The organism is Buttiauxella sp. BIGb0471, assembly GCF_024807715.1.
In the GTDB taxonomy this organism is placed as follows: Bacteria; Pseudomonadota; Gammaproteobacteria; order Enterobacterales; family Enterobacteriaceae; genus Buttiauxella; species Buttiauxella agrestis.
Genome location: NZ_JANUEU010000003.1, coordinates 229,479 through 248,638, shown reverse-complemented (window position 1 = coordinate 248,638; position 19,160 = coordinate 229,479). Strand labels below are relative to the sequence as shown.

Below are 19,160 nucleotides of genomic sequence, written 5' to 3'. Positions count from 1 at the left end.
ATTCTCAATATAATAATATTGTTGCGGTATTAACTTACCGCGATTGCACTCATTGTGTATTTCTTTTCAAATTGCCATCCTACGATTTAGATAAGCCTGGCGTATAAGTACATGTTTGTCGTTATGTCCTATATTGATAGACGTTGCGGTTAGCACGTTATCCTCACTTAGGGCTGTCTCCTGTTGCTTTGCAGCGGGAGAGAATCTCAATCCCATAACACGAGTAAGAGAAGCTGATGTTCACTCCTAAATTTGATGAATCTGTAATGCTCATCGGAGACGAGATAAAAAAATCTGAAAACGCGTATTTCTCATTGAGAAAGAAACGTCAGCGCATCGAAATGAGAAAGGATGGCAACATATTTTACCTTGAAAAAGGTTCCGTCTCTGTTTACCGGGTTGAAAACGATTTAGTCACGGTGAGTTTCACGGCCCCCGCCATACTCGGCCTGGCACAGATGCGTAATGATGTCATGTCTCATTATCTGCGTTGTGATACCGACTGTGAGATGTGGGTAATGAGTTCGGCTAATGCCAATGAAATGCTCACCAGAAAAAGTTTATGGATGCATGCATTTGATATTTTAACCAATCATCTGCAACGTTATTTCCAGCGCGAAAATATGCGTTCGCACAAGACCATTCGCGAAATCGTGATTGAGCATGTGAAACATATATGGTCTCTTGAGCCTGAGATCCGCGAAAAGACGTCAGTTTATACTTTCATTTTGAGCAGAAACCATATTTCGCGTAGTGCTATTCATAAGGTTCTACAGGAACTGGTTAATGAAGGTAAGTTGACGCTCAATCGTGGGAAGTTGTCTTCATTCAGTTGCTAATCTGACCGACGAAAAAAAGCCGCAACGTTATTCGTTGCGGCTTTTTTTATCTTTCGCGTAAGGCTTCTGCTTTTGCCCGGATAATCGGTTTTAGCAGATAACTCAGAATCGATTTCTTACCCGTCAATATATCTACCGATGCGACCATTCCCGGAATAATAAGCATTGGATGCTCCTTTGTTCCCAGGTAGTTCTTGTCGGTACGCAGACGGGCAATATAGTAACTGTGGCCTTCTTTATCCGTCACGGTATCAGGGCTAATCTGCACCAGTTCACCGTCCAGTCCGCCGTAAGTGGTGTAATCGTAAGCGGTAAATTTCACCATCGCATGCTGACCTGGATGCAAGAAAGCAATATCACGTGGTTGGATCTTCACTTCAATCAGTAGCTTATCGTCAAGTGGAACGATTTCGACTAAATCACTGCCCGGCTGAATCACGCCGCCAATAGTGTTCACCATAATCTGCTGCACGATACCCCGAACAGGTGAAACCACCATGGTGCGATTAACGCGGTCTTCCAGGGCTTTGCCCGTGGCTTCGGCTTTACTCAGGTTAGTGCGTGCTTCATTGAGTTGCGTAAGCGCATCACCCTGGAAGCGGTTTCTGCTCTCACCAATTTTATTCTCGATCTCTTTTGTCTCAGATGCAGACTTAGGAATGGAAAGCGCGACAGAGTCCAGCAAACCTTTGGTTTCCACTTCGGTGCGGCGTAAACGTAAAATCTCGACTTTCGAAATCGCCCCAGACGCCAGTAGCGGCTCAGACATTTTGATCTCTTGCTGCAACAAACCCAGGCTGTTTTTGTACTGTGCTTGTTTGGACTGGAAATCGCGCAGCTCTTGTTTCTTCTGCACCAACTGTTCCTGAAGCCCTTCGATTTCATTCTGGAACTGCCGACGGCGGCTATTGAAAAGGTCGAGTTCGCCACGCGCCACGTCGGGAGCCTTTTTCATTAGTTCATCAGAAATAATAAAATCTCTGTTTTCCGCTTCGGCACTCAGGCGGTCGATTTTAGCCTGCAAGCCGAGTTTATCAGCCTCAGTTTCACCGACGTTCGATGCAAAACGCGTGTCGTCCAGGTGCAGCAGAGGGGTTCCGGCCTCAACAATTTGCCCTTCGTGAACAAACAGTTCAGTGACAATCCCGCCTTCCAGGTTCTGAATTTTTTGCAGCCGGGAGGAGGGGATTGCCTTGCCTTCGCCACGCGTCACTTCATCAAGCTGGGCAAATCCGGCCCAGATGAACGCCAACACCACCAACGCCAAAATGGTCCATAGCGTCAGGCGGATAACACGCGGCGAATCATCGATAAGTGCATGACTGACCTCGTTAATATTTTCCGCCTGGTTCTCATCGCGACCTTTAAAATAGTGACGGGCTTGCTGACGGAAATCTTTAAATAACTCAGCGAGACGCATTGATTTGACCCTTCTTCAGCGCATCCATCACGATAGCTTTCGGGCCATCAGCAATAATGCGTCCTTTATCAACAATAATCAGGCGATCAACCAACGACAGCATCGACGCTTTATGTGTCACCAGTAGCAAGGTTTTATCAGCAACAAACGGCACCAGGCCCTGTTTGATTCTGTCTTCGCTGGTGTTGTCCATAGCGCTGGTTGGTTCATCAAGCAGCAGAACAGGAGGTTCGAGCAGAAGCGCGCGAGCCAGCGCCACGGCCTGGCGTTGCCCACCAGACAACTGCATTCCACGCTCGCCCACTTGCAGGTTATAACCGTCCGGGTGAATACGTGCGAACTCGTTAACCCCCGCCAGTTCCGCCGCACGCAGCATGGTTTCATCGTCAACATAACGCGCGCCAGAAATCAGGTTATCGCGCAGCGTGCCGTTAAATAGCTGAATATCCTGCGGAACGTAACCAATGCTATGGCGTAAATCATTCACATCCAGTTGGCGTGCATCGACATCGTCGATCAAAATGTTACCGCCGGTTGGCTGGTACAAATTGATAATCAGCTTGCTGATGGAGCTTTTACCGGAGCCGCTACGGCCAATAATCCCGACGCGCTCGCCAGGCTTAATTGTCAGATTAATTTTTTGCAGCGAAGGGTTTTTCTGCTCGGGATAGCTGAAATCAACGTCTTTGAATTCAATGCTGCCACGGAAATTTTCACGCTTGAGCGGATGTTCGTGCTCGCGACGTTCCTGCGGCATCGACATCATTTTTTCGGTACTGTTGATGGTCAGACGGGCTTGCTGATAACGCGCAATCAACCCGGTCAATTGCCCCATCGGCATCAGCGCACGGCTATTGAGCATGTAGCAGGCAATCAGGCCACCCATACTTAACTTGCCGCCGATAATCATATACACGCCGACAATAATCATGATGACGCCAGACATTTGCTGGAACCATCCGGTCAGGTTGCTGGCAAAACTGGACAGCGTTTTCACGCGCAATTCCAGGCGACTCAGGCTGCCCAGCGTTTGTTCCCACTGATACTGGCGCTCGCTTTGCGCGTTATTGACTTTGATAGCGTCCAGACCGCTGAGGGTTTCAATCAGCAACGCTTGGCGCTCGCTGGCCAGGCTCATGGTTTTGGCCACAGCCGCATTCACCGGCTTTTGTAATGCCCAGCTAATCAGTAATGCGATAGGGAAGGTGAGCAGCGGGATCCACGCCAGAGTGCCGCCGATAATCCCGATAACCAGCAACAGCACCAGCGTAAACGGCAGGTCGATAAGTGTGGTCAGCGTCAGCGAAGACAGGAAGTCACGCAGCGACTGAAACTCATGAATATTCTGTGCAAAGCTGCCGACGCGCGCCGGGCGCGCTTTCATTTCCATGCCGGTGATACGCTCAAAAAGCGTGGCGGAAATAATCAGGTCACTCTTTTTCCCGGCGATATCGAGACAGACACCGCGCAGCATTTTTAATATCAAATCAAAAATGAACGCCATGCAAATCCCCACAGCCAGAACCCACAACGTCACCGTGGCGTGGTTTGGAACCACACGGTCATACACGTTCATGGTAAACAGCGGCGTTCCGAGCGCAATCAGGTTAATCAGCAAACTTGCCAGCACCGCATCCATATACAGATAGCGCGATAGCTTGAGCGTATCTTTAAACCAGGACTTGGTACGTGGCAGGAATGATTCCGACTGCAAATCAAACTCATGGCGCGGATGGGCGAAAATGACCTGGCCTGCGTAGATTGACTCAAGCTCGTTTGCATCAATAGTGATTTCACCGCCTTCGCTTTCGCTCGGCATAATGCGTGCTTTGCCGTCGGCATTCCAGCCCAACAACACGGCAGCGCCGCCATCACGAAGTAGAACCACCGCAGGCAGAGACATTGCCGGAATTTTATCGAGCGTGCGTTTGATGACCCGCGCTTTCAAACCGGCGCGAGCTGCCGCGCGCGGTAATATCGCTAACGTCAGACGATCGTTTTCCAGCGGCAAACCACTACTTAATGTTGAGCGGCTCGCAGATTTACCATGCAAAGAGCACAGCACCAACAGACAGTCGAGCAAAGGATCATCGTGGCGGCTACGTGGGTCATGATAATGCGACTCCTCAACGGGAGGCGTTTCTGACAGGGTATTCATCTGTTCAACTTGTGAATTCATTTAGGCGTTATGTCGGTGTTTGTAGGGTGGATAAGCGAAGCGTTATCCACCAAATAATGTCGGATGGCGCTGCGCTTATCCGACCTACGGAAATATATTCCTTTAACGCTACTGCAATTCTGGCAGTGTATTATTACTTGCCGAATCTATTGGCTGGCCTGCGGCTGTTGGGTTAATTTTTAGTGATTTTAATAATTCACCTGTCCGGGCAAAAATACGGTAGCCGCTGGATATTTCCAGGTAACGTAATTCCACTAAACGACGTTTGGATGAAAAAACTTCATTTTCACTGTCTAATAAATCTAACAGCGTACGTTCACCTAAACTAAATTGATCCTGATAAGCGGTACGGACTTTTACACTACGGTCGGCATAATCAGCGGCTGCGGGTAATTGGTCACGGGCACTTTTTAATGCCGACCATGCCAGACCAATTTCCTGATTCATCTGGCGTAGCGTGTTATTACGAACATCCTGTGCTTGTTTTTGCAAATAGGCACGAGACTGCATTGCGGCTTTATCGCTGCCACCCTGATAGAGGTTGTAATGCATCTTCACCATCGCCTGCCACTCCTCAGAATGCGCACGCGTGGTGTCAGTGTCGTTGCTGACGCTACGGGCAAGCTCGACGTCAACGCGTGGGTAAAACGTTGATTTAGATGCTTCATATTGCTGACGAGCCGCTTCAATATCGGCATTTGCAGATTTCAGAAGCGGACTGTTGGATTCCATAATCCGTTTCGCATCTTCAAGCGATTTTGGCAACAAAGCATCAATGTTTTCCGGCAGACTGAGGTTTTCTGGCGCTTCATCGGTGACACTCAAGAACGTTGTATTTGCATCTTCGAGGTTGGTTTGCTCGGTCAGTAAATTGTTGCGAGCCTGTGCAAGACGGGCTTCTGCCTGCATTAAATCACCAGAACGGCCAACACCCTGATCGGTACGCAAACGAATCTGGTCATAGATGCGTTCATGGTTTGCCAAATCGTCTTCTGCCAGACGGACATATTCCTGGCGTTGCAACACGTCGAGATAAGACTGAACCACTTCGAATGCGGTTGTTTCGCTAACATTCAAGACGTTAAAAGCACGAGAGTCCACCGTGGCTTTCTGGCGATCTACTTCGCTTGACGTCGCAAACCCGTCGAAGACATTCTGATTAAGGTTAATCGTGGCATCGTTCGGGGAAAGGTTCATCCCTTTGTTACTGCCGCCTGCGCGCGTTGTAGCATCATTAATATTCTTCTGGCCTGCTTCGGCATCCAGATTTAATGTTGGCAGATAGCCACCGCGAGCTGCGCGTAAGTCTTGTTCAGCAGAATAACGACTATTAACAGAGGCATTAACTTCAGGATGATTTGATAAGGCTTGTTTGACAGTATTTTGTAAACTTTCTGCGTTAACAGATTGTATTGATAAACAACCAATTATAAAAAATAAAAACTTCTGCATTGTCTGAATGCCTTATTACGCATAGTAATGATATCCCTATATCACGCTTTATATCCATTATCTCTTAACACGAAACATCATATTAATTAACAAGTGCAGAAGTGTTTGCCTGACCACAATAAATGCGGCTTTCATTCGAAATGAAATTTATTGTTTTGTAATGTGATGTTTCACTTTGCGTCATTTTTGATTATATTTAACGCTCAGTCAAGCCTCCAGTAATAGAGTTCTAATAACTGTGTTTTTTTCTACATTTTAAATTATCTCTGAATTAGAGATGTCCATTAATGGATATTTTTCTATATTCCGTGAATGTATTGCGAATGAAATAATAATGTTATTGGTTAATTAACTTATTGCGGCATTTATAAAAATAAAGATGATATTCAAGAGAGGGTACTGTGAGTAATTTACTCGGTGTGATCAAGGCGGTAATAGGCCAGGTTTATGTAGTAGAAGCAGATGGCTCGCAGCGTCTCTTGAAAGAAGGTGACCGAATCTACAGTGGCGAAGAAATTGTCACTGGTGCCAGCGGTGCGGTAAGTGTGGCTCTGCCAGACGGTAAAACACTCGATCTCGGGCGTAATAGCCACTGGACTGAACACGGCTTAAACGCGGTGAATAATGTGGAGCATGACACGCAAGATGTCGCATCCATACAGAAGGCAATCGCCGACGGCACTGACCCGACGCAAGCCTTAGAAGCGACCGCTGCGGGCAATGAACCCCCTGTGCAGATTGAAGGCGGCGGCGGTGGTCACACCCTGGTCCAACTGGACTTAACCGGGCAAATCATCGACCCAACGGCTGGTTTCAACACGCAAGGTATCGGCGCACCGACCTGGGCAATAAACCTCCCCGAGAATGGTTTAAACGACGGCGGCTCCCCGCCTGTACTTCCCCCGCTGGTTAACATTGAAGATTTTGCCGGTAACGATGGCTTCATTAACAAAGAAGAAATAAACCACGCCAACGTCAGCGGCACCAGTAACCAAAATCATGTCACGCTGGTCTTCACGGATAGCCAAAAAAACACAATTACCGTTGATGTCCCGGTCAATAACGGCCACTGGACAGCAAACCCAGATTTAACTGGCCTGGTTGAAGGTGAGATTAGCGTTATCGCTACCGCTACGGATGTTTCAGGCCGTACCGCCACCAGCACGACTGATGCGGTGATCGATGTTACTGATTTACATGACAACATCACTATCGACAGCGTGACGGCAGATAACGTCATCAACATCGCGGAATCACACCAGGCGCAGACCTCCGTTCACGGCACAGTCGGCGGCGATGCCAAACTCGGCGATAAAATCACGCTGATGATTAACGGTCATGAATACACCGATGTGGTTATCGATTTGGGTAACGGCGCTCTCGGTTATCGCATTGATGTTTCCACGCAGGGGCTGCTCGCCGACCCGAATATTCATGCCACCGTCACTTCTACGGATGAAGCTGGCAACACCACTCAGGCTTCTTCCGATCACCACGTTGATATCGATCTGGATATTCATAACTCGGTTACTATCGAGACTGTGGCTAACGATGATGTAGTGAATGCCAATGAATCCCGTATGCCAACCATGATCACCGGTGTTGCGGGTGGCGATGCGCAGACGGGCGACCCTGTTACGGTGACGGTCAATGGCCGTGATTACCACGGAGTGGTGGTCAGTGAAAACGGCCAGTTGCGTTATAACGTCCCCGTACCGACCAACCAGCTTAACGAAGGAAAGAATGACGTTAAGGTTGAGGTGGTCAGCCACGATGCGGCGGGTAACGAAGCGATTGCTGTTGAGCACCACAACGTCACTGTCGACACGCAGGCGAGTAATGCCCTGACCATCGAAACCGTCGCCGGGGACGATACCGTTAACCGGGCTGAATCCCGGATGCCGACCATGATTTCCGGCGTGGTGAGCGGTGATGCGCAGGCGGGCGACCACGTTGTCGTCAGCGTTAACGGCCACAATTTTTACGGCACGGTGACTGATGAAAACGGCCAACTGCGTTACGCCATTCCGGTACCGACCCACGCGCTGCTTGAAGGTAGTAACGATGTGCAGGTGATGGTCACCGGCGTCGATGCTTCGGGTAACACCGCGATTGCGGTGGAGCATAAAAATGTGGTCCTCGACACCCATGCCGAAAACCATGTGATCGTCCAGACCGTGGCGGGTGACAACGTGGTGAATGCCGCTGAATCCCGCATGCCAACGATGATTTCCGGCGTGGTGAGCGGCGATGCACAGGCGGGCGACCATGTGGTGGTTAGCGTTAACGGTCATGAATACCGTGGCGATGTGGTCACCGACGAAAACGGCCAGCTGCGTTACGAAGTGCCGGTCCCGACTGCGGCCCTGAACGAAGGCAACAACGATGTGCAGGTGATGGTCACCGGCGTCGATGCTGCCGGTAACACCGCCATTGTGGTGGAGCATAAAAATGTGATGCTCGACACCCATGCCGAAAACCATGTGATTATCCAGACCGTGGCGGGTGACAACGTGGTGAATGCCGCCGAGTCCCGGATGCCGACACTGATCTCCGGTGTGGTGAGCGGCGATGCGCAGGCGGGCGATCATGTGGTCGTCAGCGTCAACGGCCACAATTTTTACGGCACGGTGACTGATGAAAACGGCCAACTGCGTTACGCCATTCCGGTACCGACCCACGCGCTGCTTGAAGGTAGTAACGATGTGCAGGTGATGGTCACCGGCGTCGATGCTTCGGGCAACACCGCGATTGCGGTGGAGCATAAAAATGTGGTCCTCGACACCCATGCCGAAAACCATGTGATCGTCCAGACCGTGGCGGGTGACAACGTGGTGAATGCCGCCGAATCCCGCATGCCGACCCTGATCTCCGGTGTGGTGAGCGGCGATGCGCAGGCGGGCGATAAAGTCGTCGTCAGCGTTAACGGCCATGAATACCGTGGCGATGTGGTCACCGACGAAAACGGCCAGTTGCGCTACGAGGTGCCGGTGCCGACGGCGGCCCTGAACGAAGGCAACAACGATGTGCAGGTGATGGTCACCGGCGTCGATGCTGCCGGTAACACCGCCATTGTGGTGGAGCATAAAAATGTGATGCTCGACACCCATGCCGAAAACCATGTGATTATCCAGACCGTGGCGGGTGACAACGTGGTGAATGCCGCCGAGTCCCGGATGCCGACACTGATCTCCGGCGTGGTGAGCGGTGATGCGCAGGCGGGCGACCACGTTGTCGTCAGCGTTAACGGCCACAATTTTTACGGCACGGTGACTGATGAAAACGGCCAACTGCGTTACGCCATTCCGGTACCGACCCACGCGCTGCTTGAAGGTAGTAACGATGTGCAGGTGATGGTCACCGGCGTCGATGCTTCGGGCAACACCGCGATTGCGGTGGAGCATAAAAATGTGGTGCTCGACACCCATGCCGAAAACCATGTGATCGTCCAGACCGTGGCGGGTGACAACGTGGTGAATGCCGCCGAATCCCGGATGCCGACCATGATTTCCGGTGTGGTGAGCGGCGATGCGCAGGCGGGCGATAAAGTCGTCGTCAGCGTTAACGGCCATGAATATCGCGGCGATGTGGTCACCGATGAAAATGGCCAGTTGCGTTACGCGATTCCGGTACCGACCCACGCGCTGCTTGAAGGTAGTAACGATGTGCAGGTGATGGTCACCGGCGTCGATGCTTCGGGTAACACCGCGATTGCGGTGGAGCATAAAAATGTGGTCCTCGACACCCATGCCGAAAACCATGTGATCGTCCAGACCGTGGCGGGTGACAACGTGGTGAATGCCGCTGAATCCCGCATGCCAACGATGATTTCCGGCGTGGTGAGCGGCGATGCACAGGCGGGCGACCATGTGGTGGTTAGCGTTAACGGTCATGAATACCGTGGCGATGTGGTCACCGACGAAAACGGCCAGCTGCGTTACGAAGTGCCGGTCCCGACTGCGGCGCTGAACGAAGGCAACAACGATGTGCAGGTGATGGTCACCGGCGTCGATGCTGCTGGTAACACCGCGATTGTGGTGGAGCATAAAAATGTGGTGCTCGACACTCATGCCGATGCCACTATCACCATTGACGCCGTCACCAAAGATAACGTCCTGAATCACGATGAGCTGGCGGCTAAAACCCAGTTTATTCATGGTGTTGTGGATGGTGATGCGAAACTTCACGACCGTGTGGATATCGAAATTAAAGGCAATCATTTCAAAGGCGAAGTGATTGATCTTGGCAACGGGAAACTGGGTTACAACATTGCGGTCGATCCGCGTGTCTTCAGCAACAACAAAGGTGAAGTGGACGGTACGGTCAATGTGCACGCCACCATTACCTCTCATGATGATGCGGGCAACGAAGTGATCGCGACTCATGATCACCTGGTAAAAATCGACAACCATGCCAACGCCACCCTCTCCATTGACGCCGTCACCAAAGATAACATCCTGAATCACGATGAGCTGGCGGCTAAAACCCAGTTTGTTCACGGTAACGTTGGCGGTGACGCGCGTGTGGGTGATGTGGTTGATCTTGAAATCCGCGGCAACCATTTCACCGGCAATGTCGTTGATTTCGGCAACGGTAATTTAGGCTACAACATCGAAGTGGACCCCGCGGCGTTTAGCCGCAACAAAGGCGAAATTGACGACGACGTAAACATTCACGCCACCATAAAATCTCACGATGGCGCGGGTAACGTAGTGGTGCAGACCGCTGACCATTTAGTGCACATCGATAACCACGCCAACACCACGATCACCATTGATCCGGTCACCAAAGATAACATCCTGAATCACGATGAGCTGGCGGCTAAAACCCAGTTTATTCACGGTAACGTTGGCGGCGATGCGCGCGTGGGTGATGTGGTTGATCTTGAAATTCATGGCAACCATTTCACCGGCAATGTTGTTGATTTCGGCAACGGCAACTTAGGCTACAACATTGAAGTGGACCCCGCGGCGTTTAGCCGCAACCTGGGTGAAATTGATAGCAAAGTTAAAGTCCATGCCACGATAAAATCCCACGATGACGCGGGCAACGTGGTGGTGCAGAGCGCTGAACACACGGTTTATATCGATAACCATGCCAACGCCACCCTCTCCATTGACGCCGTCACCAAAGATAACGTTCTCAATCACGACGAATTGAATGCCGAAAAGCAGTTTGTTCACGGTAACGTTGGTGGCGACGCACGCGTGGGTGATGTGGTTGATCTTGAAATTCGTGGCCAGCATTTCACCGGAACTGTTGTTGATTTCGGCAAGGGTAATCTGGGCTACAACATTGCCGTGGATCCTTCGGCGTTTAGCCGCAACAAAGGTGAAATCGACGGTGACGTCAACATCCGCGCTACCATCAAATCCCACGATGGTGTGGGCAACGTGGTGGTGCAGACCGCTGACCATTCAGTTCATATTGATAACCACGCCGATGCCTCTATCACAGTTGATCGTGTCACCAAAGACAATGTTCTGAACCACAGCGAACTGGCTAATCCAACCGTTTCCATCCATGGCACCGTTGGCGGTGACGCCGCTATTGGCGATAAAGTTGATATCAACATTCACGATCAGCACTTCCTTGGCGAAGTGATTGATCTGGGTGGCGGCAACCTGGGTTATCGCATTGATGTTAATACCCGCGTATTCAGCAATAACAAAGGCGAGGTGGACAAAAATGTCGATTTCACCGCGTCAGTGACTTCCCATGACCATGTCGGAAACGTGGTGACGGTTACCACTGACCACACTGTGCATATCGATAACCACGCCAATAATGGCCTGACTATCGACACTGTTGCGGGCGAAGATTGGGTCAGTAATGCGGAGTCCCAAAACCCGATCGTTATTCGCGGCGATGTCACAGGAAAAGATGCGCGCGAGCACGATCCGATAGTGGTTAATGTGAATAATCATAACTACACGGGGGAGGTTCATGCTGATGCCAGTGGTCATTTGTACTATGAGGTTTCACTTCCTGTTGGGGCGCTGAAAGAAGGTCAGAATGATGTGAAAGTGGCAGTGACCAGCCACGACAAAGCGGGGAACGTTGTCGAAAATTCACTCATTCACTATGTCGCGGTGGATACCCATGCAGACGCGACCATCAAAATTGACCGAATGACCGATGACAATGTACTGAATCGTGATGAACTGGCTTCGCATGATCAAATCGTCACTGGCAAGGTGGGCGGCGATGCCCGTGTGGGTGATGAGGTCGTTATTGAGATCAACAAACACACGTACCCGGGTGTGGTCGAAGTTCTGAATGACGGATCCCTGGGCTACAAAATCCCTGTTCCTACCTGGGAATTCCATGATCCTAAGGTGGAGCTTGACGACAAATTTGTCACCTTCCACGCGTCCGTGACGTCACATGACATCCTGGGTAACGAAGTCACGGAAACGACCGAGCACACTGTTCATATTGATAACTTTGCCAGTAGTACCGTATCCATTGATAACAATCTTGCCGGTGGCGATAACACGGTTAACGCCGTTGAATCCGTTGCGCCTACGATGGTCACCGGAGATGTCGGTGGTGATGCGCGCGAAGGCGATCATGTTTTGGTTCTTGTTAACCAGCAGAAATTTGAAGGTAACGTCGTCAAGGACGCTGATGGTCATCTGCGCTATGAAGTCCCTTTGCCGGCCGGAACACTGCATTTAGGTAATAACTTTGTGCAGGTGTTGGTGACCAGTTTTGACAAAGCCGGGAATGACGTCACATCGGTTGCTAACACCAACATCACGATGGATACCCAGGCTGATGCCAGCATCGCTATTAATGATGTCACTCCGGACAATATTCTGAGCCACGCAGAACTGGTTCATGCGAAACAGGTTATCACTGGCACAGTAGGCGGCGATGCCAAACTTCATGATGTTGTAGACATCCTGATTAATAACCAACACTTCTATGGGGAAGTTATCGATCTTGGTCACGGGCAGCTCGGACACGGGCAGCTTGGCTATCGTATCCCTGTGGATTCTTCAATCTTTGGCGATAACCACCATAAGCTCAACACTGATGTAACATTCACCGCTTCCGTCACCTCGCATGATGCTGCGGGCAACGAAGTTACCGTCACCACCGATCACAAGGTTCATATTGATAACTTTGCGGTAAATGATTTCACCATCGATACCGTTGCGGGCGAAGATTGGGTCAGTCAAATTGAAGCCCGTAGTAACACCATCATTCGCGGAGCCGTCACGGGTGATGATGCGAAAAATGGCGATGCAGTCACCGTACGTGTATCGGGAGTTGATGAACACGGCAAGCCTGCGCATCATGATTATCCAGGCGTGGTTCACACTGATTCAAATGGCAATCTGTTTTACTCAGTGCCGGTGCCACCGGGCGGGCTTTATGAAGGTCTGGACACGGTAAAAGTTTCTATCACCAGTCATGATGAAATCGGTAACGTAGTCACGACTTCCCATACGCATGATATTGCGGTCGATACCCATGCGGATGCCACTATCAGTATTGATAAAGTCACTGCTGACGACGTGCTTAACTACAATGACTTAGAACAGCCTAAGGTGACAATCACCGGTGACGTGGGTGGCGATGCTAAAGTTGGCGATCACGTGGTGATTACGATCAATGGGGCTGATTATCCAGGGAGCGTGACTGTTCTGGATAACGGTCACTTAGGCTATAAGATCGATGTTGATTCTTATGCTTTCGGCAACAATCATCAGAAGATTGATCATAAATCTGGCGATTTAAGCGATCGCAATAAAATCGATGCCGATGTGAAATTTACCGCTTCCGTCACCTCTCACGACGAACTTCACAACGTTGTCACTGTTACGACCGAGCACACTGTTCATATTGATAACCACGCCGATGGCGTTCTCACTGTGGGGCAGGTGACTGGCGATAACATCATTAACCACCACGAATCACGAGAGCACACCACCAAAGTCACCGGCACCGTGAGCGGCACATCGAGCGGTGAGATTAACGAAGGCGATAAAGTCACCATTACCGTTAATCATCACTCATATGAAACTACCGTTATCAAGCTGCCTTATCAGCATGGCGCTTTAGGCTATAGCGTGGATGTGTTGACCAAAGATCTGCTGGCCGACCCGGACCCGATTGCCCATGTTGTGGCGCACGACGACGCCGGTAACGCAGATCATATCGACATCACCCACCATATCGATATTGATCTGGAAGCGACGGCGACCATCACCATCGATAAGGTGACTGGCGACGATATGATCAACGGTGAAGAGTCGGATCAAGAATTAACCAAGGTTTCAGGCACCGTCGGCGGCGACGCGAAAGAAGGCGACGTTGTTCACCTGGTGATTAATGGCAATGAGCTGACGGCGGAAGTCACCAAAGATTCTCAGGGCCACCTGCTCTGGAGCAAACAGGTGAGCACCCATGACTTAATGGTTGACCCACATTTCACGGCGACCGTGATCGCCACCGATAATGCCAACAACACGGCAACCGCTGAAGCAGACAGGACTGTTGTTGTTGATCTGAAAGTTGAAGCTGAAATTACGGTTGATTACGTTACGCCTGATAACGCCCTGAACGCCGATGAACTCAAGCAGGGGCATACTCTGGTTAGTGGCACGGTTAAAGGGGAAATGCATGTAGGCGCCCCTCTGACGTTAACCATCAATGGCAAGGACTATCATGGTTTTGTAGAAGATCAGGGTAACGGAAAGATGGGGTACCATATTTCCGTTAGCACGGCTGATCTTCAGGCCAATCCGCATATTCATGCCACCATCAGCGTCACGGACCAGGCGCAAAACAGCACCGTTGCCACCGCAGATCACACCGTTATTATTGACGATCATGCTAATGCATCCGTGACGATCAACGTGGTGTCTGGCGACGATATCCTCAATCACCTTGATCAAAAACACCCAGCCACCACCATTAACGGCACTGTGGGTGAAGATGTTCAGAAAGGCGATATCGTCCATGTGTGGGTCAATGGTGTTGATTACCCGGCGACGGTAGAACCACAGGCATATCTCAATGGTGGCCTGGGTTATTCCGTTGACGTAAGAACCGACGGGCTGTTAGCCAATCCCTATATTCATGCCACCGTCACCGCTGTCGATCCGCATGGCAACAGCGTTTCGGTTTACGCATCACACGAAGTTTCCAGAGATGACAGTGCGCAGGCCACCATCAGTATTAATCCAGTCACTGCTGACAACTGGATTAACAATGCTGAGGCTCACCAGGATCACACCACTATTACTGGAAAAGTCACCGGTGATGTTCATATCGGTGACACCGTTGATCTTGTGGTCAACAATCAGCACTACTACGGAAAAGTTGTTTCTGAAGGCAAGGGCCACGGCCTGGGTTACAGCATTGATGTCAGCACCACAGATCTGCTTTCCGGCGGTGATAAACCCGTTCTTCATGCATCAGTAACTGGCTACGATGCGGCGGGGAACACCGTGCTGGCAACGGCCGATCATGCCCTGGGGATTGATACACGGGCCGAGGCAACGATTGATATCACTCCAGGTTCCGTCCATTTAAACGGGACTAATGATTTCTGGGTTATCTCTGGTAACGTGGGCGGAGATGCGAAAGAAGGAGATATCGTTACTATTTCGGTCGGGGGGAAAACCGTCGAAACGACCGTGCAGAAATTCTCTGACGGACATTTGGGTTATAACGCCGATCGCACAACCGATCCTGTGACCGGGCAGTTGTCGTTCATCAATCCGGATGATGTTGGCCCAAATTCAGATATTGTCGTGAAGATCACCACTACCGATCCATACGGTAATACTGAAACCGCAACCGACCATATAGGCGTTCATGGGACGGGTCATCCAACTGATAATAATACCGGCGGGACGACCACACCGCCCCCACATGCCGAAATCACCATCAGCCCGGTCGCGGGTAATGATGTGATTAATAAAGCCGAATCAGAAGCGGGCAAGACCTTAATTCGCGGTACGGTTTCAGGGGATGTTCATCCTGGTGATGAAGTGACGCTACATATCGGTAGAGATTCCTATACCGGTAAAGTCATTGAATTGCCAAATCTGCCGGGTGAGTATGGATATGAAATTCCGGTTGATACAGCAAGCCTGATGAATAGTCCGGCTGTGACAGCACTCGTCACGTCGCACAACGGCAACCAAGTGTTTACGGCATCTCAAGAACTGAGCGTAGACACTAAGGCCACCGCCGAAATTCACCTCGATAATATTGCTGGCGACAACGTCATCAATATTCTGGAGTCACAGTCCGGGACAACAACCATCAGCGGCATCGTCAAAGGCGATGGTATTCATGACGGCAGTAACGTCACCATCATGGTGAATGGAAATCCTGTTACCACCCAAGTCTTTACCGATTCCAAAGGTGTGATGCGTTTTAGCAAAGACGTCAGCGTTGACGATCTGCGCCATACCCCGACCATCACGGTGAGCGTGACCGGGCAAGACGATCAGGGGAATACCTTTACGGCAACGGACGGTAAAACGATTACCGTTGATACGGACATTAGCGCCCATATCACCATTGATCCTGTCACTGGCGATAACATCATTAACTCGGGTGAAAGCAAAACGTCCGTCACGCACATCACTGGTACGGTTTCGGGTGACGTGAGTCCAGGTGATCATGTGACGCTGACAGTCAATGGTCATGAATATCAGGATGTTGAAGTTGCTAACGACCTGACATACAAAGTTGATGTGCAGACCAGCGATCTGGTGGATGGCAAACCGATCACCGTAGCAGTGACTGGGCATGATGAGCATGGTAATACCCTTGTAGCCCACGCGACTCAGAATATTACCGTTGATACCGAGGCCCATGCGGGTATCAAAATGAATATCGTGTCCGGTGATGACATCCTTTCGGCGAAAGATCTCAGCGCAGAACACACGAAGATCACCGGCACGGTAGATGGCGATGCAGCGGTCGGCGACAAAGTTACGATCATGCTCAATGGCGTTGAGAAGAGCGGGCTTGTGGAAGTGGATGCTGTGACCGGGAAGTTGGTCTATACGGTGGACGTTGACTCTGCCGATCTCAAAGCTGAGGCGCAATACCAGCACACCGATAAACCAACGATCGTCGTGACGGTAAATGGCGAAGACAGCTCCGGTAACCACTTTACTCAAAGTCAGAGCAGAGTTGTGACCATTGACGATCATGCCGATGTGAAGCTGACGTTTGATCCGGTGGCAACAGATAACATCCTGAACATCGAAGAAAGTCAGCATTCAACCACGCAGATTAGCGGCACAGTAACCGGCGATGTGAAAGACGGTAGCACTGTTATTCTTACCATCAACGGCAATGAGCGCCCTGTAACCATCCATGGCGATGATACACATGGGTACACCTTTAAACTGGATGTCCCAACTTCCGATCTGCTTGCCGATCAGACGATTACCTATAAAGTGACCGGCGTCGATGCTGTCGGCAATACCTTAACCGTCACCGAAACAAACACCATTACCATCGACCACGATGTGAAAAATGAAGTTCACATCGGTACTGTTGCGGGTGACGACAAGGTGAATATTGCCGAGCATAGCCATCCTACCACCATGATATCCGGCACGGTTGACGGCGATGCGCAGGATGGCGACATCGTTACGCTGATGCTAAATGGCAAGCCAGCTGGCACGTATACCCTGCAAGGCGGCCTGAAAACCTTCGACATTCCTGTTGATAACAGCCTCTTAACCGAGGGTGATAACAAGATAGATGTCTCGTTCACCGGGCATGATACTTCCGGTAATGTTTTCACCTCGACCGATACTCACTCTATTACGCTCGATACGACGATTGGCGCACATATCACGCTGCAACCCGTGGCAACGGATGACATCATCAATGCCAAAGAGGCTGACAATGTGTCTATTAAGGGCACGGTTGATGGAGATGCACAACCGGGCGACTCGGTGTCGATGACCGTCAACGGACATCCGTATACCGGCACGCTGGATGCTAATAAACACTTCAGTATTCCCGTACTTAGAGGGGACTTGCAGGAAGATGGCAACAGGATTGTTGTTGATGTTGCAGTGAAGGACAGTGCCGGTAACACGTTTACTGCGCATACTGAACATGATGTGCTGGTGGATACCCATCTCAACGCCGCCATCCATCTCGACAATGTGGCGGGGAACAATGTCATCAATGCCCAGGAGTTTGACCATGTTTCTGTCACCGGCACGATTGACCGGGATACCGATGCACAGCTGGGCGATCATGTGATGGTGACGGTCAACGGCAAGTCGTTCCCGGGTGTGGTTGGTGTGATTAACGGTCACCTGGGTTACGACATTCCCGTTGATAAAGCGTTACTGCATGATGGGAAAAACACCTTTGATGTGAGTATCAGTGCGACGGATAAAGCCGGTAACGCCATCACCGTTCATGACTCACATGATGTGCTGGTGGACACCCATGCCGATGCCAAAATCACTATCAATAATGTCACCGACGATAACCACATCGACTCGCAGGAAGCACGTCATCATCTGACTCATATTACCGGCCAGATTGACAGCGCCGATGTGCATGACAATGAACATATCAATGTCACCATCAACCACAAACATTATGACGTGGTACTGCACGAAGAAAATGGCCATCTGACATATGACGTTCCGGTTAATACCCATGAACTGAATGTCGGTAAAAATAGTGTGGGTGTTTCAGTGATTGCTCACGACGATCATGGCAACACCAACGTTATCCATCAAAAGTCAGATTTCACAATGGATGATCCATCCCATCGTGGTAAGCATGACGTTGATACTTCGGGCAAAGCGCATCATGCAGCGCACGGCCATGATCACGGCTTAAGCAATCTGTTCGATGACAGTAATGATTCGCTTTCTTTCAATCTTAACCATGATGCCAAAGCTCATTCGGGCCGTGACGACGCTAAAGTCTTTACCGGAAAAGATGACAGCAACGAAGCGAAACACGATCTCAGCAGCCTGGCGAAAGAACTGCACGAGAACCCGGACATTACGCACCACATCAGAGGTGGTGATGATCACGGGCAAGGCAAAGGCCTGGCGTCCGCAGCGACACACTTACCGGGTGCACCACACGCGGGTGACGCAGGAACGATGCACGACTCAGGTGGTTCATCGCACTACTCGCTGGATCACTTAATCGCCAAGCCAGAACATTACTCACACTAAATGATAATCACCGCCCTTCACCGGGCGGTGATTTCACATGCCGTACTGGCAATAAAAGAAAGGTACTG

5 protein-coding genes are annotated in these 19,160 nt (G+C 50.5%); 2 read left to right on the top strand and 3 right to left on the bottom strand.

The window, feature by feature from the left end:
* Window positions 1-236: 236 nt before the first annotated feature.
* On the top strand, window positions 237-839 hold the full coding sequence (locus M2371_RS11875) for a helix-turn-helix domain-containing protein (RefSeq protein ID WP_172893322.1): 603 nt from the start codon (window positions 237-239) through the stop codon (window positions 837-839).
* A gap of 46 nt (window positions 840-885) precedes the next feature.
* Here the strand turns inward: M2371_RS11875 and M2371_RS11870 are convergent, their stop codons facing one another.
* The 3 genes from M2371_RS11870 to M2371_RS11860 form a co-directional block, all read right to left on the bottom strand.
* Window positions 886-2,259 (bottom strand): HlyD family type I secretion periplasmic adaptor subunit, encoded by a 1,374-nt coding sequence (locus M2371_RS11870; protein WP_259267797.1) that lies wholly within the window; start codon window positions 2,257-2,259, stop codon window positions 886-888.
* The gene (locus M2371_RS11865; protein WP_232062583.1) at window positions 2,246-4,417 is read right to left on the bottom strand and encodes a type I secretion system permease/ATPase; all 2,172 of its coding nucleotides are present in this window, start codon (window positions 4,415-4,417) and stop codon (window positions 2,246-2,248) included. Before M2371_RS11865 ends, M2371_RS11870 begins: the two co-directional genes overlap by 14 nt.
* 129 nt (window positions 4,418-4,546) lie before the next feature.
* A complete protein-coding gene (locus M2371_RS11860; protein WP_259267796.1) occupies window positions 4,547-5,890 on the bottom strand; it encodes a TolC family outer membrane protein in 1,344 nt (447 codons plus the stop codon).
* A 401-nt stretch (window positions 5,891-6,291) separates the two neighbouring features.
* On the opposite strand from M2371_RS11860, the gene M2371_RS11855 reads away from it, so the two are divergent.
* The gene (locus M2371_RS11855) at window positions 6,292-19,092 is read left to right on the top strand and encodes a retention module-containing protein (RefSeq protein ID WP_259267795.1); all 12,801 of its coding nucleotides are present in this window, start codon (window positions 6,292-6,294) and stop codon (window positions 19,090-19,092) included.
* The last annotated feature ends 68 nt before the right edge of the window (window positions 19,093-19,160 follow it).